The organism is Sphingomonas sp. 22R3R2A-7, assembly GCF_036856055.1.
Taxonomy (GTDB): domain Bacteria; phylum Pseudomonadota; class Alphaproteobacteria; order Sphingomonadales; family Sphingomonadaceae; genus Sphingomonas.
This window is the reverse complement of the sequence record NZ_JASPFR010000001.1, coordinates 2,350,360-2,372,312: the sequence shown is the minus strand read 5'-3', so window position 1 is coordinate 2,372,312 and position 21,953 is coordinate 2,350,360. Positions and strand designations below refer to the sequence as shown.

General features: G+C 67.2%; 17 protein-coding genes and 5 pseudogenes. 9 read left to right on the top strand and 13 right to left on the bottom strand.

From position 1 onward, the window contains the following. Positions 1-38 precede the first annotated feature (38 nt). Together QP165_RS11270 and QP165_RS11265 are read right to left on the bottom strand one after the other, a co-directional pair. The gene (locus QP165_RS11270) at positions 39-740 is read right to left on the bottom strand and encodes a dienelactone hydrolase family protein (protein ID WP_333995761.1); all 702 of its coding nucleotides are present in this window, start codon (positions 738-740) and stop codon (positions 39-41) included. After that, positions 737-1,270 (bottom strand): methylated-DNA--[protein]-cysteine S-methyltransferase, encoded by a 534-nt coding sequence (locus QP165_RS11265; RefSeq protein ID WP_333995760.1) that lies wholly within the window; start codon positions 1,268-1,270, stop codon positions 737-739. The genes QP165_RS11270 and QP165_RS11265 overlap by 4 nt, the downstream gene beginning before the upstream one ends. On the opposite strand from QP165_RS11265, the gene QP165_RS11260 reads away from it, so the two are divergent. From QP165_RS11260 to QP165_RS11235, 6 genes are read left to right on the top strand one after another with little or no spacing between them, the layout of a single operon-like run. Further along, a complete protein-coding gene (locus tag QP165_RS11260; protein ID WP_056019173.1) occupies positions 1,271-1,516 on the top strand; it encodes a DUF6489 family protein in 246 nt (81 codons plus the stop codon). It begins immediately after the preceding gene. An 8-nt stretch (positions 1,517-1,524) separates the two neighbouring features. Continuing rightward, positions 1,525-2,802, top strand: coding sequence for a tRNA uridine-5-carboxymethylaminomethyl(34) synthesis GTPase MnmE (gene mnmE, locus QP165_RS11255; protein ID WP_333995758.1), 1,278 nt, complete (start codon positions 1,525-1,527; stop codon positions 2,800-2,802). Between the two features lie 54 nt (positions 2,803-2,856). Next, positions 2,857-4,692: a tRNA uridine-5-carboxymethylaminomethyl(34) synthesis enzyme MnmG gene (mnmG, locus tag QP165_RS11250; protein ID WP_333995756.1), complete on the top strand. Its 1,836-nt coding sequence runs from the start codon at positions 2,857-2,859 to the stop codon at positions 4,690-4,692. Beyond that, positions 4,689-5,309, top strand: a complete 621-nt coding sequence (locus QP165_RS11245) for a 16S rRNA (guanine(527)-N(7))-methyltransferase RsmG (RefSeq protein WP_333995754.1) — start codon at positions 4,689-4,691, stop codon at positions 5,307-5,309. The genes mnmG and QP165_RS11245 overlap by 4 nt, the downstream gene beginning before the upstream one ends. After that, positions 5,306-6,088, top strand: a complete 783-nt coding sequence (locus QP165_RS11240; protein WP_056018280.1) for a ParA family protein — start codon at positions 5,306-5,308, stop codon at positions 6,086-6,088. Before QP165_RS11245 ends, QP165_RS11240 begins: the two co-directional genes overlap by 4 nt. Positions 6,089-6,098: 10 nt before the next feature. Next, positions 6,099-7,010 carry a ParB/RepB/Spo0J family partition protein gene (locus QP165_RS11235; RefSeq protein WP_056018278.1) on the top strand — a complete coding sequence of 304 codons (912 nt, stop codon included), beginning with the start codon at positions 6,099-6,101 and terminating at the stop codon, positions 7,008-7,010. Between the two features lie 70 nt (positions 7,011-7,080). Here the strand turns inward: QP165_RS11235 and holA are convergent, their stop codons facing one another. The 4 genes and pseudogenes from holA to QP165_RS11215 all read right to left on the bottom strand — a co-directional run bounded on the left by holA (position 7,081) and on the right by QP165_RS11215 (position 11,589). Further along, on the bottom strand, positions 7,081-8,100 hold the full coding sequence (gene holA / locus QP165_RS11230) for a DNA polymerase III subunit delta (RefSeq protein ID WP_333995750.1): 1,020 nt from the start codon (positions 8,098-8,100) through the stop codon (positions 7,081-7,083). Between the two features lie 46 nt (positions 8,101-8,146). After that, positions 8,147-8,638, bottom strand: a pseudogene (lptE, locus tag QP165_RS11225) (LPS assembly lipoprotein LptE); the annotation flags it as partial. Then, positions 8,635-11,147 (bottom strand): annotated as a pseudogene (gene leuS, locus QP165_RS11220) (leucine--tRNA ligase). The pseudogenes lptE and leuS, both read right to left, overlap by 4 nt. Positions 11,148-11,157: 10 nt before the next feature. After that, positions 11,158-11,589, bottom strand: coding sequence for a DUF3576 domain-containing protein (locus QP165_RS11215; RefSeq protein ID WP_056019170.1), 432 nt, complete (start codon positions 11,587-11,589; stop codon positions 11,158-11,160). A gap of 301 nt (positions 11,590-11,890) precedes the next feature. On the opposite strand from QP165_RS11215, the gene QP165_RS11210 reads away from it, so the two are divergent. Beyond that, positions 11,891-12,604, top strand: coding sequence for a hypothetical protein (locus QP165_RS11210; RefSeq protein ID WP_235532265.1), 714 nt, complete (start codon positions 11,891-11,893; stop codon positions 12,602-12,604). A gap of 38 nt (positions 12,605-12,642) precedes the next feature. Here QP165_RS11210 and QP165_RS11205 read toward each other — a convergent pair whose 3' ends face one another. Beyond that, positions 12,643-13,125, bottom strand: coding sequence for a thiamine phosphate synthase (locus QP165_RS11205; RefSeq protein WP_333995747.1), 483 nt, complete (start codon positions 13,123-13,125; stop codon positions 12,643-12,645). 67 nt (positions 13,126-13,192) lie between these two features. Between QP165_RS11205 and QP165_RS11200 the strand changes: the two are divergent. Both QP165_RS11200 and QP165_RS11195 read left to right on the top strand, forming a co-directional pair. Continuing rightward, positions 13,193-13,884, top strand: a pseudogene (locus QP165_RS11200) (YggS family pyridoxal phosphate-dependent enzyme). After that, positions 13,884-14,556 (top strand): annotated as a pseudogene (locus QP165_RS11195) (HAD family hydrolase). Before QP165_RS11200 ends, QP165_RS11195 begins: the two co-directional pseudogenes overlap by 1 nt. 22 nt (positions 14,557-14,578) lie before the next feature. Here the strand turns inward: QP165_RS11195 and QP165_RS11190 are convergent. From QP165_RS11190 to QP165_RS11165, 6 genes and pseudogenes are all read right to left on the bottom strand, one after another. Further along, positions 14,579-15,091 carry a YdcF family protein gene (locus QP165_RS11190; protein ID WP_333995746.1) on the bottom strand — a complete coding sequence of 171 codons (513 nt, stop codon included), beginning with the start codon at positions 15,089-15,091 and terminating at the stop codon, positions 14,579-14,581. Further along, on the bottom strand, positions 15,088-16,167 hold the full coding sequence (ribA, locus tag QP165_RS11185; protein WP_333995745.1) for a GTP cyclohydrolase II: 1,080 nt from the start codon (positions 16,165-16,167) through the stop codon (positions 15,088-15,090). Before ribA ends, QP165_RS11190 begins: the two co-directional genes overlap by 4 nt. Before the next feature lie 25 nt (positions 16,168-16,192). After that, positions 16,193-16,975, bottom strand: coding sequence for an exodeoxyribonuclease III (locus tag QP165_RS11180; protein ID WP_333995744.1), 783 nt, complete (start codon positions 16,973-16,975; stop codon positions 16,193-16,195). A 328-nt stretch (positions 16,976-17,303) separates the two neighbouring features. Continuing rightward, positions 17,304-17,933 carry a LolA family protein gene (locus tag QP165_RS11175; protein ID WP_056018264.1) on the bottom strand — a complete coding sequence of 210 codons (630 nt, stop codon included), beginning with the start codon at positions 17,931-17,933 and terminating at the stop codon, positions 17,304-17,306. Between the two features lie 135 nt (positions 17,934-18,068). Beyond that, positions 18,069-19,454, bottom strand: a complete 1,386-nt coding sequence (locus QP165_RS11170; protein WP_333995741.1) for a carbohydrate porin — start codon at positions 19,452-19,454, stop codon at positions 18,069-18,071. Positions 19,455-19,598: 144 nt separating this feature from the next. Then, positions 19,599-21,918, bottom strand: a pseudogene (locus QP165_RS11165) (DNA translocase FtsK). Between the last annotated feature and the right edge of the window lie 35 nt (positions 21,919-21,953).

Here is a 21,953-nt window from a genome sequence, read left to right as displayed (position 1 = left end):
GCCTTCGCGGGAATGACGCCGGTTGGGGGGAAGGCCGCTTAGCCCAGATGCTCGGCGAAGAACTTGGCCGTCCGCTCGTCGGCCAGCTTTGCCGACGCATCCGACCGGCGCTCGCCGAATTCGGTCGCGAAGCCGTGATCCTCGCCCGCATAATCGTAGATCGTGACCTTGGGGTGATCGTCGAGCCCGGCGTGCATCGCGGCCTGCGCATCCTTGTCGACGAAGTGGTCCTCCTCGGGAACGTGCAGCAGCACCGGGTGCGCGATCGCGTGCTTCTCGCCGAGCAGCCCGTCGATCCCGACGCCGTAATAGCCGACGCTCGCATCGATGTCGGTCCGCGCCGCGGTCATGAACGCAAGGCGGCCGCCGAGGCAATAGCCGACCGCGCCGACCTTCGCGCCGTCACCGAGTTCGCTGCGCGCGGCGCGGATCGTCGCCTCGATATCGGCGATGCCCTTGTCCTGATCGAACTTGCCCATCAGCTCGAGCGCACGCTCGAATTCGGGCTTGATGTCCGGATCGAGCTCGATGCCACGCTCGAGCCGCCAGAACAGGTCGGGTGCGATCGCGAGATAGCCCGCTTCGGCGAGCGTATCGCACTTGCGACGGATGCCCGCGTTCACGCCGAAGATCTCCTGGATCACGATGATGGCGGCCTTGGGCGTGCCGGCGGGGACCGCGCGATAGGCGTGGAAATCGCCGTCGCCGGCAAGCGTCGGGATGGTCGTCGTGTTCGTCATAGCAATACTCCTTGGTGGCGCTCGAGATCGAGCAGCCGGGATTTCGTGTGCGGGCCTTCGCCGGCGGAATACGCGCCAAGTACGCCTCCGGCTCCGAGAACACGGTGGCAGGGGACGAGAATTGGGAAGGGGTTGCGCGCGCAGGCCTGGCCGATCGCACGCGGGCTCGACCCGATCGCGCGGGCAAGCGTGCCGTAGGTCGCGGTCTCGCCATAGCCGATCGCGACGATCGCCTCGCGCAAGGTCCCGCCGCGCGCGGTCGGGGAGGGGGCCAGCGGCAAGTCGAAATGCGTCAGCGTGCCGTCGAAATAGGCGGCGAGCTGACGAAGCGCCTCATCCACGGCGGGGCTGTCGCTGGCCGACGACGCGGCATCGACAGGCCCGATCGTGACGGCCGTGATCCAGTCCGCGGTGCCGAGCACCGTGACCGTCCCGATTGGCGTTGCGATCGAGGCTGTATCCCGCGCATACATCGATACGCTATGCCGCGCGCGAACGAGCGGCTCAAGCAGCATCGTGAGGGGCCGCATATGAAGATGAACATCGAAATCGAATGCACCCCTGAAGAAGCGCGCCGTGCGGTCGGATTGCCCGACCTGACGCCGATTCACGACCGCTATGTCAGCATGATGATCGAGGCGATGCCCGGCCTTGGCGAGGGGCAGATCAAACCCGAGATGATCGAGACGATGATGCGCAGCTGGCAACCGATGAACGAGGCGGGGATGACGTTCTGGAAACGCCTGTTCGATGGCGCGAACAAGCCCGGCGGCTGAGCGATCCGATGACGACGATCTATGCGGTGTCGAGCGGACGGCCGCCGGCTGCGATTGCAGTCGTCCGCATATCGGGGCCTGCTGCGTGCACCGCTGCGGAAACGCTCGCGGGTCGGCTGCCTGCGCCGCGTCATGCCAGCTTGCGGGGACTGCGCGATGCCGACGGCGCGTTGCTCGACCGGGCGCTGGTGATCGTCTTTCCGGGACCGCGAACGGCGACTGGCGAGGATCTGGTCGAGTTTCACTGTCACGGCGGCCGCGCGGTGATCGCCGCGGTCGAGCGGGCGCTGTCGCTGGTCCCGGGGCTGCGACCCGCCGAGCCGGGGGAGTTCACGCGGCGTGCGCTGACCAACGGACGGATCGATCTGACCGAGGCGGAGGGCCTTGCCGATCTGCTCGAGGCAGAGACCGAGGGCCAGCGTATCGCCGCGATCAACGCGGCCGAGGGGCGCGTGAGCCAGGCCGTGCGGGGCTGGATGGACGACGTCGCGATGCTCTCGGCGCGGATCGAGGCCATGCTCGACTTCTCCGACGAGGATGACGTGGCGAGCGACGCCGCGGCGTTCGACGCAATCCGGCTGGCGGTCGACGCGCTCGCGGACAGGATCGCTGGCGTGGTCGATGCGCCGCCCGTCGAACGGCTCAAGGATGGCATCCGCGTGGTGATCGGCGGACCGCCCAACAGCGGCAAGTCGACCTTGCTCAACCTGATGGGCGAGCGCGACGCTGCGATCGTCTCGTCCATATCGGGGACGACGCGCGATCGGATCGACGTCCCGGTGATGCGCGGTGGCATCGCCTATGTGCTGACCGATACCGCCGGACTGATCGACACGCTCGATCCGATCGAGGCGATCGGCGTCACGCGCGCGGAGCAGGCGATAACGACTGCCGACATTCTCGTCTGGCTTGCCGACACCGCGCCGCCGCGGGACGATGCGATCTGGGTGCACGCCCGCGCCGATCTCGCAGGTCGCGATGTCGTGCCGGAGGGGCGGGCGATCGCGATTGCACAAACCGACCCGGCGTCGATCGACCGGCTGTGGGACGAGCTGCACCGGCGGGCGGATGCCCTGCTCCCGCGGAGCGACGGCGTTGCCCTGAAGGCGCATCAACGGCGCCAATGCGCCGCAGCGATCGCGACGCTGAAAGAAACGTCTGCCGACCCTCTGATCGTCGCCGAGCATTTGCGTCGCGCGCGAAGCATCCTCGCCGAGGTGCTCGGGCTCGATGCGACCGGGGAAATGCTCGACGCGCTGTTCGGACGCTTTTGCATCGGCAAATGATGTTCCACGTGGAACAGCTTTGACCGGCCGGCCGCATGGTCCTAGGACGGCGGCATGTTCGATGTAGTGGTGGTTGGCGGAGGCCATGCCGGAACCGAGGCCGCAGCCGCGGCGGCGCGCCGGGGTGCGCGGACGGCTTTGGTCTCATTCGATGCGCGTCATATCGGAGCGATGTCGTGTAATCCGGCGATCGGTGGCTTGGGCAAGGGCCACATGGTGCGCGAGGTCGATGCCTTTGACGGGCTGATCGGCCGTGCGGCAGATGCGGCCGCGATCCATTACCGGATGCTCAATCGCAGCAAGGGCGCCGCGGTCCAGGGGCCGCGTGTCCAGGCCGACCGGCGTCTCTATGCCGACGCAATCCAGACGATGCTCGCCGCAACCGCCGGACTGACGGTGGTCGAGGGGGAGGCCGTCGCACTGAGTTTCGATGGTGATCGTGTCGCCGGTATCGTCCTGGCAGACGGATCGATCGTCGCCGCGCGTGCGGTCGTGCTGGCGACGGGGACGTTTCTCGGCGGCAGGATCTTTCGTGGCGACGATCGCGCAGAGGGCGGGCGGATCGGAGAGCGCGCCGCAAAGCCACTCGCGGACCAGCTCCGCGACCGCGCGCTGCCGATGGCGCGATTGAAGACCGGGACGCCGCCCCGGCTCGATGGCCGCACGATCGACTGGGCTTCGCTCGACGAACAGCCGACCGATGTCGAAGCGTGGACGATGTCGCCGATGACCGTCGCGCGGCCGCTCCCGCAGATCGCGTGCGCGATCACGCGGACGACGGATGAGACGCACGCGGTCATCCGTGCCGCCTTCGACCGATCGCCACTGTTCACCGGGGCCATCGAAGCGGCCGGCCCGCGCTATTGCCCGTCGATCGAGGACAAGGTCCACCGGTTCGGCGACCGTGACGGGCATCAGATCTTCCTCGAGCCCGAGGGTCTCGATGACTCGACCGTCTATCCCAACGGGCTGTCGACGTCGCTGCCGACCGAGGTGCAGGCGGCGATGCTCGCGACGATCCCGGGGCTCGAGCGCGTCCTCATGACGATGCCCGGCTATGCCGTCGAATATGACCATATCGACCCACGCGCGCTCGATACACGCCTCGCGCTCGGTGCGATCGAGGGCGTGTTCTGTGCGGGGCAGATCAATGGGACGACGGGGTATGAGGAAGCGGCGGGGCAGGGGCTCGTCGCGGGCCTCAATGCGGCCGCGCATGCCTGCGACTTAGCGCCGGTGATCCTCGACCGGGCATCGAGCTATCTCGGCGTGATGATCGACGATCTGGTGCTGCAGGGCGTGACCGAGCCGTATCGGATGTTGACCGCGCGTGCGGAGTTCCGCCTGTCACTGCGTGCGGACAATGCCGAAACGCGTCTTGGCGGGATCGCGCTTGCCGCGGGATGTCTCGGGGTCGAGCGTCGGGCGCACCAGCACCGGCTGGCGGAACAGCGTGCGACGTTTCGCTCGGCGCTGAATTGCGAGCGGACGGCGACCTATGTCGCGGATCAAGGCGTTGCGATCGGTCGCGATGGCGCGCGTCGCACCGCGTTCGACTGGCTGCGTTTCGATGGCGTGATGCTGTCACATGTCGCGCCCGATGCCGCGGACGGGATGCCGCCGGCGGTGATCGACGAGGTTCTCGAGGATGCACGGTACGCGCCGTATATCGAACGCCAGGCGCAGGAAGTCGCCAGACTGCGCGCGGACGAGGCGATCCGGCTGCCCGAAGACCTTGCCTATGATCGCATACCGGGACTGTCGAACGAGATGATCGATCGGTTGAGCGTCGCGCGACCGACATCGCTGGCCGCCGCGGCGCGTGTCCGCGGGATCACCCCCGCGGCGCTGTCGGCCGTGCTGTTGCATACGAAACGAGTAGCCGCATGACCGAAGACGACGCGAAGACATGGGTGAGCGACCGCTTTGGTGCCGACGCGACGGACCGGGTGTCTGCGTTCGTCGAGATGGTCGTGGCGGAAACGGAGCATCAGAACCTGATCGCGCCCTCGACGATCCCGACGATCTGGGAGCGGCATGTGGTCGATTCGCTCCAGCTGGTCGCGCTCGCAGGGGAGGCGCCCGACGTCGGACGCTGGCTCGATATCGGCACCGGCGGCGGCTTCCCCGGCATGGTCGTCGCGCTGGTGCGCGACGGCCCCGTCGATCTGGTCGAGCCCAGACGGCGCCGGGCCGATTTCCTCGGCCTCTGCGTCGCGCGGCTGGGGCTGGGTGGGCAGGTCGCCGTCCATGCCGCCAAGGTGGAATCGGTCAGCGTGAAGGCGTCCATCATATCGGCCCGCGCCGTTGCATCACTGGAAAACCTTTTGCGCGGCGCGGCACACTGCGCCACAACCGAGACGCGGTGGCTCTTGCCTCGGGGACGTCTTGATGAGGCCGAGATCACCGCGTTGCGGCAACAGTGGCGGTTTATGTTCCACGTGGAACACAGTGTCACGAATGCGGAGTCGTCGATCGTGGTTCTGACACAGGTGCACAAGCGGTGATCACGATCGCCGTAGCCAATCAAAAGGGCGGGGTGGGCAAGACCACCAGTGCGATCAATCTTGCCACCGCGCTCGCGGCGACGGGGATGCGCGTCCTGCTCGTGGATCTCGATCCGCAGGGCAATGCCTCGACGGGCCTCGGCATCGGCCAGTCGCAGCGGATCAAGTCGAGCTACGACGTGCTCGTCGGCGAGGCGACGATCGATCAGGCGGTCGTCCAGAGCCGCGTGCCGCGCCTCGACGTGATTCCGGCAACCGTCGATCTTTCCGGCGCTGAGATCGAACTCGTCGAATTCGAGGCACGCACGCACCGGCTCGACCGGGCGATGCAGGCTGCGACGGGGCATTGGGATATCGCGCTGATCGACTGTCCGCCGTCGCTGGGCTTGCTGACGATCAACGCGATGGTTGCGGCGGACTCGCTGCTCGTGCCGCTGCAGTGCGAGTTCTTCGCGCTCGAGGGGCTGTCGCAGCTGCTCAGCACCGTCGAGAGGATCCGCCAGCGCTTCAATCCGGGACTGTCGATCCTGGGGGTCGCGCTGACGATGTATGATCGTCGAAACCGGCTGACCGATCAGGTGTCGGCGGATGTGCGTGCGGTGCTTGGCAAGGTCGTGTTCGAAACGGTGATCCCGCGCAACGTCCGGTTGTCGGAAGCGCCCAGCCACGGTCTGCCCGCGCTGATCTACGATCATCGATGCAGCGGGTCGCAGGCCTATATAGCGCTTGCCCGAGAAATGATCGGTCGCCTTCCCGTGGCGGCGCAGGCGGCCGCGTGAGGGTGTTGGTATGAGTGAAGGTACGAAGCGCGGCCGGCCCGGTCTGGGACGCGGTCTCAACGCGCTGCTGGGCGAGATGGCGCGCGAGGCGCCGGTCAATGCTGGTGGCGAGACGCCGACGCAATCGGGCGTGCGCATGTTGCCGGTGAGCTCGCTGTCGCCGCATCCGGATCAGCCGCGCCGCCATTTCGACGAGGCGATGCTCAACGAGCTGGCCGCATCGATCGCCGCGCGCGGTCTGATCCAGCCGATCGTCGTTCGCCCACACGGGCATGATTACCAGATCGTCGCGGGCGAACGCCGCTGGCGGGCGGCGCAACGCGCGCGCCTCCATGAGGTGCCGGTCGTCGTCCGAGACTTCGATGATGCGGAAACGCTCGAGATCGCGCTGATCGAGAACATCCAGCGCGAGGATCTGAACGCGATCGAAGAGGCGCAGGCCTATCAGCGGCTCGCCGGCGAATATGGCCATACGCAGGAAGTGCTCGCGCGGATCGTCCACAAGTCGCGCAGTCACGTCGCGAACCTCCTCCGACTGCTCGAACTGCCGGCGCAGGTCCAGGCGCAGGTCGTCGATGGATCGCTGTCAATGGGCCATGCGCGCGCATTGCTGGGGTCGCCCGACGTCGAGACGCTCGCCGATCAAGTCGTCGAACGGGGTCTGTCGGTCCGCGAAACCGAGAAGCTGGCGCGCGATGCGAAGCCGGGACGATCGCGGTCGGGCGGGCGCGCTGCGACCCCGCCGGCCGACGCACGGATACCCGATGCGGATATCGCCGCCCTCGAGCGGCAACTCGCGGACCTCCTCGGCCTGCAAGTCCGTGTCGCACATAGCGAGACCGGTGGGACGCTGACGCTCAGCTATTCGACGCTCGATCAGCTCGACATGGTCTGCCAGCGGCTGACGGGCGGCGCGATCTGACGGTCGGCGTCGGCTCTCATTAGTTGATCGGCACCGACGTCGACCTGGAGTGAGGCCGATGGCGTCGGCGTCAATTCCGTCGCGCGATCGCCTGTGACAAGGCCACGACCGCAGCTTCGGCGACGACACTGCCCGCGTTGCCCGAAGCCATGATCGCGCGCTCGGCGGCTCGGACGCGTGCGATCGCCGTGGACAGCATCGTCGGCGACCAGCGCCGCAGGGACTTGGCGGTCTGGGCTTCCTCGCGGAAAAAGACGCGGTGGCGCTTCATCACGACATCGACCGCCTCGCCACGATCGATCTCCCCGCGCATGTCGGCCAGCGTCACGAGCCGACGGACAAGCTGGCGCAGCCACGGGATCGGCGAGGTGCCCGCCTGTTCGAGCAGCGCGAGCTCGGTCCCGAGATCGGCGACGCGGCCTTCGATCACCGCGTCGATCGCGCGCGTCATTTCCGCATCGCCGAGGTCGGCGCCCACCGCGTCCAGCGCAGCGTGCTCGAGATCCTGTGGCCGCTCGGCGCTGGCATCGAGATACAGCGCGAGCTTGTCGATCTCGCGTGCCATCACGGCGCGGTCGCCGCCCGTCGTCTCGACAAGCCGCCGCGCGACGCCGCCTGCCAGGCGCAGCCCCTGATCGCCCGCCATCGTCGCGGCGAGGCGTTCGGCGTCGGCCGCAGTCGGTGCGTAGCAGGCAAACGCCATCGCGCGCGGCGATTCGAGCGCGAGCTTGACGATCTTCGCGCTCGTCTTGACCGATGGCGCGATCGCCACGACGGGGTTGCCCGCGCGATCGGCGTTCAACAGCGTCGTGAAGGCCTCCAGGCTTTCCTCGCCTGCGGTCGTCACGCGGACGTGCCGCGCGGTGGCGAACAGCGACATCGCCGCAGCCTCATCGGCGAGCCGTGACGGATCGCCCTTCAACTGCGCACCGTCGAGATCGACGCGTTCGGCGTCGGGACCCATCGCCTTGCCGAGCGTCCTGGCCAGATCGGCGGCGCCGGCCTCGTCCGGGCCGTGGAGCAGATAGAGACGGATGTCGGGGCCGGGTTTGGCCAGCGCCGCGCGGATCTGGGCAGCGCTGGCCTTCACGGCGTCGGGCTGGTCGCGGGGGATCGATCACGGCACGGCTCGCCGGGGTTCGTCGGGCATAGAGCGCAATACGCGCGACGATCTGGTCTGCGACGATCGCCGACAGCCGTTCGAGCGCGGTGTTTTCCGCGGCGATCGTCGCATATTCGGATCGAACGACGTCGATGCCGGCGTCGGACCCCGCGGTCGCGTCGAGCAGCACCGATCCGTCGCCGATGCGGACGAGCTGATAGCGTGCACGCAGGACGCGGCGTTCGCGCGAGACGCTGTCGTCGCGCCGCACGCCCAGACCACTGATCTGGTCGTCGAGCCGAATGTCGACGCGGTACAGCGGCGCGCTCCCGTTCGACGGCATGCGGTCGCGGAGTGCGGTTGCCATCAGCCAGCCCGCCTTGCCCTCGATCGGCGCGATCTCGACCTGTCCGAGCGCGCCTGCGACCGCGCCCGTGCTGCCGCCCGAATACAAGGGCTGCAGCCCGCAGCCGGCGAGCGTGACGGGCAGCATCAGCGCACCGGCGAGGATACGCAGCCGTGTCATGCGACGATGTTCACGAGACGGTCGGGCACGACGATCACTTTCCGGGGCGGCTTGCCCTCGAGCAGGCGGACGATCTTCTCCGAGGCAAGCGCAGCGGCTTCGACCTCGTCCTTCGGCGCGCCCTTGGGGAACACCAACGTGTCGCGCAGCTTGCCGTTGACCTGCACCGCAATGGTGACCTCGTCATCGACGAGCAGCGCCGGATCGACCGCGGGCCACGCAGCGTCGGCGATCAGGCCGTCGTTGCCCGCGGTTGCCCAGGCTTCCTCGGCGACGTGCGGCACCATCGGGCTGACGAGCAGCAGCAACGTGCGGATCGCCTGTTCGCGGTCAGCGGAGGGCGGTGCCTTCTCGATCGCGCTGCACAAGGAATAGAGCCGAGCGACCGCCTTATTGAACTGCAAGGCATTGATATCGCTTTCGATTCCGACTGTCGTGCGGTGGCAGAGCTTGCGCAGTGCGATGTCGTCGCCCTCGGCTTTGGCGGCATCGTCGGCTTCGATCAGACGCCAGAGACGCTGGACGAACCGCCACGCGCCTTCGATACCCGATTCGCTCCAGGGCAGATCACGCTCGGGGGCGAGTCGGAGAGCACGAACCAGCGCACCGCGTCGGCGCCATACTGGTCGACGATCGGCTCGGGATCGACGGTGTTCTTCTTCGACTTCGACATCTTCTCGACGCGACCGACGGTGATCGCATCACCCGTCGCGATCTCGATGCCGTCGCGCACGTCGTCGGGGCCGAGCCAGCGGCCGTCTGCGGACTTGTACGTCTCGTGCGTGACCATGCCCTGCGTGAACAGCCCGGCAAACGGCTCGGCGATGTCGAGCATGCCGATATGTTTCAGCGCGCGCGTCCAGAAGCGCGCGTAGAGCAGGTGCAGGATCGCATGCTCGACGCCGCCGATATACTGGTTGACCGGCAGCCACTTCTCCGCGTCCGACCGATCGAACGGCTTGGCGTCCGGCTGGCTGGCGAAGCGGATGAAATACCACGACAGATCGACGAACGTGTCGAGCGTGTCGGTCTCGCGCCGCGCATTCCCGCCGCAGCTGGGGCAGGGGACATGCTTCCACGTCGGGTGGCGATCGAGCGGGTTGCCGGGGATGTCGAAGCTGACGTCCTCGGGCAGCACGATCGGCAGCTGGTCCTTGGGCACCGGCACCGCGCCGCACGCGTCGCAGTGGATGATCGGGATCGGCGTGCCCCAATACCGCTGGCGGCTGACGCCCCAGTCGCGCAGCCGGAACACGGTCGTGCCCTTGCCCCAGCCTTCGCCCTCGGCGCGCTCGATCACGACGCGCTTGGCGTCCTCGATGTCCATGCCGTCGAGGAAGTGCGAGTTCACGATGGTGCCGGCGCCCGTCCAGGCGGCGTCGCCGACGAACACGGGGGCCTCGTCATCGCCTTCGCTGACGACGCGCTTGACGGGCAGATCGTATTTGCGCGCGAAATCGAGATCGCGCTGATCATGCGCGGGCACGCCGAACACCGCGCCCGTGCCGTATTCCATCAGCACGAAGTTCGCGATGTAGACGGGGAGTTCCCACGTCTTATCAAGCGGATGCGTCGCGCGGATACCGGTGTCGAAGCCCAACTTCTCTTGCGTATCGAGCTCGGCGGCGGTGGTCCCGCCACGCTTGCAGAGTTCGATGAACGCAGCCGCATCGGGGTTCGTCTCGGCGATCGCGCGCGCGATCGGATGATCCGCAGCGACCGCGACGAAGCTCGATCCGAACATCGTGTCGGGGCGAGTCGTGAACACCTCGACCGAGTCGATCCCGGTTGCATTGCCCGCGAGCGCGAACTTGAACTGCAACCCCTGGCTGCGGCCGATCCAGTTCTCCTGCATCAGCTTGACCTTGTCGGGCCAATGCTCGAGCGCGCCGAGACCGTCGACCAGCTCGTCGGCAAAGTCGGTGATCTTGAGGAACCACTGCGACAGCTTGCGCCGCTCGACCAGCGCACCCGAGCGCCAGCCGCGCCCGTCGATCACCTGCTCGTTGGCGAGCACGGTCATGTCGACCGGATCCCAGTTGACCGCCGATTCCTTGCGGTAGACGAGCCCCGCCGCGAACAGGTCGAGGAACAGCGCCTGTTCGTGCCCGTAATAGTCGGGCTCGCACGTCGCCAGTTCGCGCGTCCAGTCGAGCGCGAAGCCGAGGCGCTTCAGCTGCGCCTTCATCGTCGCGATGTTGGCGCGCGTCCAGTTGCCCGGATGCACGCCCTTTTCCATCGCCGCATTCTCGGCGGGCATGCCGAACGCGTCCCAGCCCATCGGATGGAGCACTTCCATGCCCTTCATCCGACGGAACCGCGCGAGTACGTCGCCCATCGTATAGTTCCGGACATGCCCCATATGGATGCGCCCCGACGGATAGGGGAACATCTCGAGCACGTACGAGCGCGGCTTGGTCGAAGAATCGTCGGCGGCGAACGTGTTGCGTTCGTCCCAGACCTTCTGCCACGCCGCGTCCGCCTTCAACGCATTGAAACGCGACGCCATGATGTCGTCCTCAGCCCGCGATCGAGGCGCGACGCAGGTCGCGGGCCTTGGTCAGGATGATGTCCTCAAGCTTCTGCGTGGTCGCAGCCTGCACGGGCGCGGACACCCACTGGCCGTTGCGGTTGATCTCGCGCAGTGCGGCGATCCGCAGCGCATCCGCGCGCAGATCCTGGTCGAGGATTGATACCGTTACCTTCATCCGCTCGGACGGGGTCTGCGGATTGACGTACCAGTCGGTGACGATGACGCCGCCGTTCGAGTCGGTCTGGAGCAGCGGCATGAAGCTGAGCGTGTCGAGCGACGCGCGCCAGAGATAGCTGTTGACGCCGATCGTGGTGATCTTGGAGGCGGCCAGATCGGCCTTGGGACGGGCGCTGCCGCCGCCGCACGCGACCAGCGGCAGAGCGGCGAGAACCACGAGGGCGGTACGCGGGCGGAACATCGGCATCATCCTGGCAATAAAATGTGTCCAGCCTCTACAGGGGCGACCCCCGACCCGCAAGGATCGCCGCGGACGATCCCGGTCGTCGTGCGTCCTGATGTGCGCGCGCGTTCGGAGCGCGCATTGGCCAGGGGGAAGGCGGCGTGGCCGATCGGGCCGGGCGCGGGCGGCTGTGTGCCTAATGCAACACCTGCGGAGAATTGCCGGGTGTGGATGGCTGACGGGGATCAAACCGTGTTAGGCGCCGTTCAGCGAAAGACTCGTAACAGGGTCATTTATAAAATATTCGCAGGGAGTCGTGGTGTTGGTCGCCAAACGCGTGATGGTCGGGATGCTTGCTGGGGTGGTTGCGACCGCCGCGGCTTTCGTCGCGCCCGCGTTCGGCGCGTCCGAACAGCAGGTCCGGATCGCCAAGCGTCCGCCGCTCGCGGTTCGCGGGACGGGGTCGTTCACGCCATCGGCGGCCGATCCGCGGCTCGCTGCCCTGTTCGCGCGTGGCGGCTTCGATGCCGGCAGCTTCCGGTTCACGCCAGCCGAGACTCGCCGCGACAACCGTGCGGTAACCGTCGCGGTACGCGCGCAGACGAACCGCGGTATCGATACCACGCATCTTGCGACCAGCAGCGCGCCGACCGTCGGGCTCGCGCCGATCGCCTATAATCTTGGCATGTCGGTCGGGTGGAAGCGGTTCGCGGTTTCGGGCGATCTTGCAAAGATCGATCTGGCGGGCATGCCGGGCAGCCGCAGTTCGGCCGATCTTGCGGTCAGCTATGCCGGCAAGCGCTTCACCGGCAGCGTGAAGGCGGCGGCCGACCGGCCGATGGCTAACACGCCGCGGCTCGTCGAGGACATGCCGAGCTATTCGGTCGATCTCGGCGGATCCTATTCGCTGACGCGCAACATAGATGTCACCGCCGGTGTTCGCTATCGGTCGGATCGTGAGCGGTTTGTGCGTCTCGACGACGACCGCCGCGACAGCCAGGCGGTCTATCTCGGTACCGCGTTCCGCTTCTGAGCGCGTGCCCGTCATGGGCAGAGCGTCTTATCCCGCGATCACTGCCAGCCATCGATCGCGGCCCAGCCGTAAAAGCCGATCAACCGTAATTTCCGCCACCGTACTCGGGTCACGCCACCGAGCGCGATCATCGGCGCGCCGGCGGCACGGCCGATACGACGGGCCTTGGCCGGCCCGATCGCCGGGGCGCCGGGATGCGAGCGTGTCGGATAGACCGGCGACACGAACACCGCATCGGCTTTCGCGATCGCGGCGGCTTGCGCCTCTCGCCGGTCGTGCACGGCCCTGGTGAACAGAGCAGACGGTTTTGGCCGATGTCCACCGTGCCGAGCATCGATACCCGGCATCGCGCCAGCCGAGACCAGCACCAGTCCCCGCGCATGCGCTATCCTGCGAATCGCCAGTCCCAGGGTACGACGTTCCGCCGGCGGGGTTGCATAATGGCGGAACACGACACCCGATCCCGGCGGCAGGCGCCGCAGCGCACGCCATAGCGCGTCGCCCATTCGCTCGTCGGTCATCAGCCACTGACGTGGGACAGGGTTTCGGCGCCGCATTTCGCTGCCTATAGCGCGCATCATGACAGAGATGAATTCGACCGCAGATCTTGCCCCCCACGCCGTGACACCGCTCGCCGCGATCCGCGACCGGATCGCGAGGGCGGCGGCGATTGCCGGGCGAAAACCCGCGGAGGTGACGCTGATCGCGGTATCGAAGACGCATCCGGTCGAGGCGATCGAGCCTCTGCTGGAACAGGGCCAGCGTGTGTTTGGCGAGAACCGCGTGCAGGAGGCTGCCGAGAAATGGCCAGCGCTGCGCGAGCGTTATCCGGACGTCGCGTTGCATCTGATCGGGCAGCTGCAGTCGAACAAGGCCGCCGATGCGGTTGCGCTGTTCGACTCGATCCACGCCGTCGATCGGCCGTCGCTGGTCAAGGCGCTCGGGAAGGCGATGGACGAGAGCGGACGTCGGCCCGAGTGTTTCCTTCAGGTCAATATCGGCGACGAGCCGCAAAAGGGGGCTGCGCGATTGCCGAATTGCCCGCTCTGCTGGAGGCGGCGCGCACGGCGGGGCTTCCGGTCGCGGGGTTGATGTGCCTGCCGCCCGCTGATGTCGAGCCGGCGCCGTATTTCGCGCTGCTCGCCAAGCTGGCACGCGATCATGGCCTGACCGGGCTCAGCATGGGCATGTCCGACGATTTCGAGACCGCGGTCACGATCGGCGCGACTCATGTCCGGATCGGCAGCGCGCTGTTCGGCGCGCGCGGGACCCGGGCATGATGGCGTCGGTCCGCTTCGACGCGCTGCTGTTCGATTTCGACGGGGTTCTGATCGACAGCGAGGCGATCGGCAATCGCCACATCGCCGAATGGCTGACCGCGGCCGGGCATCCGACGACGGCAGCCGATCTCGATGGCCAATTTCATGGGGCTGGCCGGACCGCAGTTCGTCGACGCGGTCGAACGCTGGATCGACCGGCCGCTTCCCGACGATTTCTACGCCGCGCGCAAGGCCGAGGACGATCGCGTGATGGCGGCGGGGATCGATGCGATCGCGGGCGCGGTCGCGTTCGTCCGGTCGCTGCCAAAGGATTTGCCGAAGGCGATCGTGTCGTCGAGCCCGACGCGCTGGATCGCGCGGCATCTCGATCATATCGGCCTGCGCGATGCGTTCGGCGACCATCTCTACAGCGGTCGCGAGCATGTCGAGCACGGCAAGCCCGCACCCGATCTCTATCTGTTCGGTGCGCAGAGACTGGGCGTCGACATCACGCGCACCGCGATCCTCGAGGACTCGCCCGTCGGCGCGACGGGCGCGGTAGCCTCGGGTGGCTATGTCATCGGCTTGTCCGCAGGCACGCATTGCGGGGCAGGGCATGGTGATCGGCTGAAGGCGATCGGCGTCGATGCGCTCGCGGAAGATTTCGACGCGGTCGCCCGGTTGATGGCCTAGATCGGCGGCGTCCGCGGCGCGATCAGTGCCGTCGCCTGCGCAGGATCGCACCGATGCCGGCGACGAGATCATAGGGTATCGCGGCGGCCTCGCGCGTACGCATCTTGATCTGGTAGCGACGACTGCCGCCGTGCGGCACGTGGATCGCGGTTGCGGGCATGCCGAGCATCGCAAACAGCATCCGGATGCGCGGCTGATGATAGCCGTCGGTACAGATCATGCACTGCGCGTACCGGCCCGCGCGGGCGAACCGCGTCGCGGCGATCACGCTCTGCAGCGTATCGACGCTCTTCTCGTCGAGGTGGATGCGCGACGGATCGACGGTTTCGGACAACAGCCCGGCCATGACCGAGGCTTCGGACGGACCGTGATCGCCCTTTGCGCCCGAGCAGAAGAGTTCGGCTTCGGTATAGCGCGCAGCGGCGGCGGCGGCGAACGCGATCCGGCGCGCGAGCGTGGGGCTCGGGTTCCCGTCGGGCCGGACCGCGGCGCCGAAGACGACGATCAGCCGCCGCGACGGTGGAATGTCGCTCAAAGCTGGTGTCCGGTACGATCGCGCTTGGTCGCGAGATACCGGCTGTTGTGCGGATTGGCGGGAAGCGCGTGCGGGACACGTTCTGCCACCCGCACGCCGCTCGCCTCGAGCCCGAGGACCTTGGCGGGGTTGTTCGTGAGCAGCCGGACCTGATCCTGCGACAACAGCGTCAGCATCCGCGCGGCGACGCCGAAATCGCGCGCATCGATCGCGAAACCGAGCCGCGTGTTGGCATCGACCGTATCGAACCCCTGGTCCTGCAGCGCATAGGCGCGCAGCTTGTTGACCAGTCCGATGCCACGCCCCTCCTGGCGCAGATAGAGCAATATGCCCCAGCCGCTTTGCCGGATCGCGTCGATCGCCGCGTGAAGCTGTGGGCCGCAGTCGCATTTGAGGCTGCCGAGCACGTCGCCCGTCAGGCATTCGCTGTGGAGGCGGACAAGCGGCGGCTGGCCATTGGGCTGACCGATCAGCAGCGCGATATGCTCGTCGGCGCTTTCGGGCGATCGGAACGCGACGATCTCCGCATCCTCGGCACCCTCCACCGGCAGTCGCGCGCGCGTCGCGATGACGAGCCGGGTCGCGTCCTCATGCGCGTCGATGTCGCGCGTCGTCGCGATCGCTTCCGGCGTACCCGTGCCCAGGAAGAACGCGGGCAGCAGACCGGCGATCCGGGCAAGCCGCAAGGCCGCGGTGGCGGCGTCCGGGTGCGGGACCGGCAGGGTACGGAACGGGCCCTTCAGCGGTGTCGCAAGATCGAACTGCGGATCCGCGAGCGCGGTCGCGGCGGCAAAGTCGATCCATGGCGCACGATCGACCAGCACGGGGGTGGTCGGGTCCGCGGCGTCGAGCTGGTTGGCGAGCTTGAGCGTGACCGCGCGCCCCGACGATATCAGCACGCCGCCGGTCTCCGACGGATCGAACGCCGCCAGCCGATCCGCATCGGCGCTTTCGACGGCAAGAAGCGTCAGCCCGTCGATCGCGATCGGCCAGCCGCGACGCAGCGCATCCACTGCGCGGGCGGCCGCGCGAGGATTGGCGCCGGCTGGATCGGAATCGCGCGGCGCGATCGTCACGGTTTGCGCAGACCGGCGGGCGCGCTCAAAACGCGAACTCGGTCATGATCGGAACGTGATCGGACGGCTTCAGCCAGCTTCGGCAGGGTTCGAACACCTGATGCGCTGTCGCCGCAGCGGCGGCATCGCCCGTAGCCCACATATGATCGAGCCGCCTGCCGCGATCCGAGGCTGCCCAGTCCTTTGCGCGGTAGCTCCACCAGGTGAACAGCCGTGCCGGTGCGGGATGGAATTGACGGCCGAGATCGACCCAGTTTCCGGCTGCCTGCAAGCGCGCGAGCGCCTCCACCTCAACCGGCGTGTGACTGACGACGTCGAGCAACTGCTTGTGGCTCCAGACGTCCGACTCGAGCGGTGCGATATTGAAGTCCCCGACCAGGATCGTCGGCCCCGAAAGCGTCGCCGACCACTGTGTCATCCGCTCGACGAAATCGAGTTTCTGCCCGAATTTGGGGTTCGCCTCGCGATCCGGAACGTCCCCGCCAGCGGGAATATAGACGTTTTCGAGACGGACGCCGTTTTCGAGACGGACGCCGACATGGCGCGCCTCGCTATTGGCCTGCCAGTCGAGACGGTCGTCGGCCGTGATCGGTACGCGGCTGATGATCGCGACGCCGTGATGCATCCGTTGCCCGTGCAGGACGATGTGCTCGTATCCGAGCGCACGGAACGCATCGAGCGGGAAGTCGCCGTTGATGACCTTCGTTTCCTGCAGGCACAGGATGTCGGGCGCGGCCTCGCGGAGAAATTGCTCGACGATACCGATCCGGAAACGGACCGAGTTGATGTTCCAGGAGACGATCTTCACGCAGGCGATGTAGCGTTGGACCAAAGGGCGGACAAGCCAGCGGGGGCCGCGGCGCAAGATATACGCCGCCGGGAGGGCCCGTGCCCTCATATGAAAAGACCCCCGCTCCGGGGGCATGGAGCGAGGGCCGACTCAGCGTTCGTCACGCAGGCGGGATGTGGAAACACCGTCCGGGCAACAGGGGGAAAAATCCCGAACGACCCACATCCGCGAGCCACCCTCTAGCGGCCTCAACCTGTCGGGCCGATGAATGAAAGTGTAGCTTTTGTTCAGCTTACGCATTCACCAGCCTGGACTGGGCCCGTCCGGGCGCGAAGTGTGATTTGTGTCAGCGCGGCGACGCCGTTCGGCGGGGATCGTTCCAGCGGAAGACGCTATCGCTGACGGTGCCGCCGAACTTCTGGTTCGACAGACGAATCGTCGTGCGGTTGTTCTGGCTGTCGAGCGCAACCCAGCCCTGCAGCATCAGCCCACCCGGCGCGGCGGGATCGCGCGCGAACACCAGCGTGATGCGGCCATATTCGGGGTGCTTCGGATCGTTCGCCTCGACCGATACGACGCGGCGATCATAGCCCTCGACCAGCTTGGCATAGCGCGTGATGTCGCGCGACGGATCGAGCAGTACGCCGAGCGGCGAATTCTTGATCGGCCAGCGCTGCACCTGCTTGACCGAATAGTCGATGAAGGTCAGCGCGCCGCCCTCCGCGACGATCAGGATCGGCACTCCCTTTTCATACTGGAAGCGGAGCTTGCCGGGCTTCTTGAGCGTCAGCACGCCGGTCAGGACCTTGCCGTTGCGATCCGCCTGGGAAAAGTCGGCGGTCATCGTGTTGACCGACTGAAGATGACGCTGGACGGCGGCGAGGTCGCCGGTCGCCTGTGCGGCGAGCGGGGCCGGCATCGCTGCGACCGAAAGGGCGGCGATCGTCGCGATCGCTGCAGGGCGGGTGTTGAACATCGAAATCTCCTTGGGTCGGGGACGATTGCCGGCCCGCGCTTGAACCGCCACTGAATTCGGCGCGGGTTCAGTATTGAATGCGCGTCCGACAGCACAGTCCCCGTCAGGATGACGGGAGGGGAAAGACCGACTCCCCTACAGCGTGATCGCACCCTTCAACCCGAGCACGCCGACATCGCGGGCATCCTGCACGCCGCCCGGATTGTGGATGAGCTGCACGTTCGGCCGCAACTCCAGCCACCTGGTCGGATGCACGCTGTAATAGATTTCCGACGCATATTCCGCATCCTGCACCGCCGGCCGGGTCGGATCGCGTGCCTGCCCCTTCGCGACGCGCCCGTTCACATTGGTCCGCGCGACGCCGACGCCGAGGATATCGCCGGGCCGCCACGGCACGAGCCCCTTGTAGAACAGGCCCGCCGCGACCTGGTTGTCGGTCACCGAGGTCTGCCGATCGGCCTGCGTCGCGTTGAGGAACACGCTGAGCCCGGTAACGGACTTGCCGTCCTTCGAGGTGCCCGTGAGCTGTTGCTGGAGGTTGAAAAACACACCGTAGCGCGCGCTGCGCCGAAGCGGTTCGAGCCCGGTGATCACGATCGGCTGTCGATTGCGGTCGTAGAACACATCGTCGCCGTTCGACGTGTTGATCCAGCCGCCGACCTTGTACGCGCCGACGCGGCCATCGTCATCGCCGCGCCGCCATTCGGCTTCGATCGGCACGAGCACGCCGGTCGCGCCGTGGAACCGGCCGATCACGAAGTCCCTTTCGAGATTGCGTGGGTTCACCTCATAGGCGGCGGTCTTCAGCGTCAGCCGGTCGTTGAGGTCGTAGCGCAGCCGCGCGCCCCATTGCCCGACGGGCCAGTTATACCAGTAATCGCCGACCAGATTGCCGGGCTGCGCGCCGCAGAAACTCAGATTCTGGAAATAGCAGGAGAAGACCGCGAAATCCTCGCCGGGATTGGTCCGCCCGATCTTCAGTTCGAGCGTCTCCCCCAGTTTCTGCTCGTACCAGAACTGCGTCAGGCGCAACGTCTGGCCGCGGCCATACACCTCCTGCACCTGTTGCAGCACGCCGAGATTGGCGTCGGCGCCGAGATCGCGGCCCCGGCGATAGGTGATGGTCGCCTGGAACGCCCCGCCCTGGAGCCCAGCTACCTTGTCGAGATCGAGCAGCATGCCAACGTCGAACTGTCCGGTCTCGCGCAGCAGCTTCCGGTCCCCGCCCGAAAAATTATAGCCGCTCTCGGAGGCATAGCGCGCGCTGAGCCCGATCCCGCGATCCGCCAGCCTTTTGCGGATATCGAACCAGTCGGCGAACAGCCCGGGCGGCGGGGTACGCTGCGTATCGGCGGTCAGTGCCGACGGGGAGAGATCGCTGTCGCGACGAACGCCCGCGCGAGGACGATGCTGCGTGTCGGTGGTGCGGCTACCGGGGGTCTGTTTGACGGTGTCCTGCGCCGAACCCTGCGCGGATATCGCGAGCGCCAGCGCCGCCGCACCCAACCACCGATACTGCATTAAGTCCGCCTGTTTCAGTCACTTGTCACAGCCCCGTAGATCAGGCTGCGACCGTCCGAAAGCCTCCGTCACGCCCGGACGCGGCGAGCCGGCCGCGGGGCCGGCAAATCCTCCCCCGGCCGGGGGAGGATCGGTGGTGGACCGCTAGATCGCATGCCCCTCGGTATCGCGCAGCACTTCGCGTCGCCCGACATGATCGGGCCGCCCGACGATGCCGTCCTTTTCCATCCGCTCGATCAGCCGCGCGGCCGAATTATACCCGATCCGCAGCTGGCGCTGCAGCCACGAGGTGGAGGCCTTCTGCGATTCGCACACGAGCTGGATCGCGGACCGATATTGCTGATCCTCCGCCGAATCCTCACCAGTCGGTGCGCCTTCGAGCGCAAAGCCGTCCTCGGGCTCCTCGGTAACCGACGAGATATAGTCGGGCAGCCCCTGCGCGCGCCAGTGATCCGCGACCGCGCGGACCTCGTCGTCGCTGACGAACGGCCCGTGGACGCGGACGATGCCCTTGCCGCCGGGCATGTACAGCATGTCGCCACGACCGAGCAGCTGTTCGGCGCCCTGTTCGCCGAGGATGGTGCGCAGAATCGATCTTCGACGTGACGTGGAAGCTGATCCGCGTCGGCAGATTGGCCTTGATGACGCCGGTGATGACGTCGACCGACGGCCGCTGCGTCGCCATGATCAGGTGGATACCCGCCGCGCGTGCCTTCTGCGCGAGCCGCTGGATGAGGAACTCGACCTCCTTGCCCGCGGTCATCATCAGATCGGCGAGCTCGTCGACGATCACCACGATCTGCGGCAGCACGTCGTATTCGAGCTTCTCTTCCTCGTACATCGGCGCACCGGTGTCGGGATGATAGCCGGTCTGGACCTTGCGACCCAGCGGCTGCCCCTTGGTCTTGGCGGCGCGCACCTTGTCGTTGAAGCTCGCCAGGCTGCGCACGCCGACCGACGACATCTGGCGATAGCGATCCTCCATCGTCTCGACCGCCCATTTGAGCGCGCGCACCGCCTTGGCGGGATCGGTGACGACCGGCGACAGCAGATGCGGGATGTCGTCGTACATGCTCAGCTCGAGCATCTTCGGATCGATCATGATCATCCGGCACTGGGTCGGCGTCAGCTTGTACAGCAGCGATAGGATCATGCTGTTCAGGCCGACCGACTTGCCCGAACCCGTCGTACCCGCGACCAGCAGATGCGGCATCGGCGCGAGATCGGCGATCACCGAATCGCCCGCGATGTTCTTGCCGAGGATGATCGGCAGCTGTGCCGACTGGTCCTCGAACGTCTGGCTGCCGACAAGTTCGTGCAGCGACACCGCCTCGCGTCGTGCGTTGGGCAGCTCGATGCCGATCACGTTGCGCCCCGGGATCACCGCGACGCGTGCGGAGATCGCCGACATGTTGCGCGCGATGTCGTCGGCCAGCGCGATCACGCGACTGGCCTTCACGCCGGGCGCGGGCTCGAGTTCGTACATCGTCACGACCGGACCGGGCCGGACCTCGATGATCGATCCCGTCACCTTGAAATCGTCGAGCACGTTTTCGAGCAGACGCGCGTTGCGCTCGAGCCCGGCCTTGTCGACGACGTTGCCCTGGCTGGGCGGCGAGGGGACGAGCAGGTCGACGGACGGCAGCGTGAAATTGTCGCGCAGGTCGAGCGAGGACTGGCGCTCCTTGGGCTTTGCCTGCGACGGAGCGGTCTGGCGATCGGCGATCACGGGGGCGGGACGCGTGTCGGGTTCGGCGACCGCGCGCGGCGCAACCGCCTTGCGCGTCAGCGTCAGCGGCTCCTCCTCGTCCTGCTCATCGTCGTCATACGCATCCGCGTCGCCGAACACGCCGTTCTCGGTCCGCGTCCGCCGGAAGCGCCACTTGCGGTCGCCCAGATCGAGCTCGACGCTCCGGCCCCAGATCAAGGCGCCGCCGACCGCGGCGATCAGTCCGACGGCGCGAGCAGACCAGAGTTCGATGCCGGGGTCGCCGATGAACGCGAGCGCCCAATGGACGCTGCTGGCGGCGGCAAGGCCGACGACTCCGCCCCAGCCGGCGGGCAGCGCCAGCACGGCACCGTCCGATACGAAGGCGAGCGCGGACGCCATCAGCGCGACGCCGATGGTCGCACCGCGCAGCATCCGCACCCAGCGTCCGGCGGGCTGGTCGCGCCATAGCCGCATCGCGACGATCGGCCCGACCGGCAGCAACAGCGCGACCACGGGGCCGAACAGCGACAGCGCGATGTCGGCGAACCACGCCCCCGGCGGCCCGATCAGATTAGCGGGGTAGCCCCCCGACGCGGTATTCAGCGCCGGATCGCCGGGATGATAGCTCGCGAGCGCAACCGTCATCAGCACGGTCGACGCGAAGATCACGATCGCCGCGATCAGCGCGCCGCTGCGCACCGCCCCTGCCTTTACCGTCTCACGCCACAAGGCTGGCTGCGCGCGGCTGGCCATGACCCGTAATCCTTCAATGTCCGATACCCGACTTT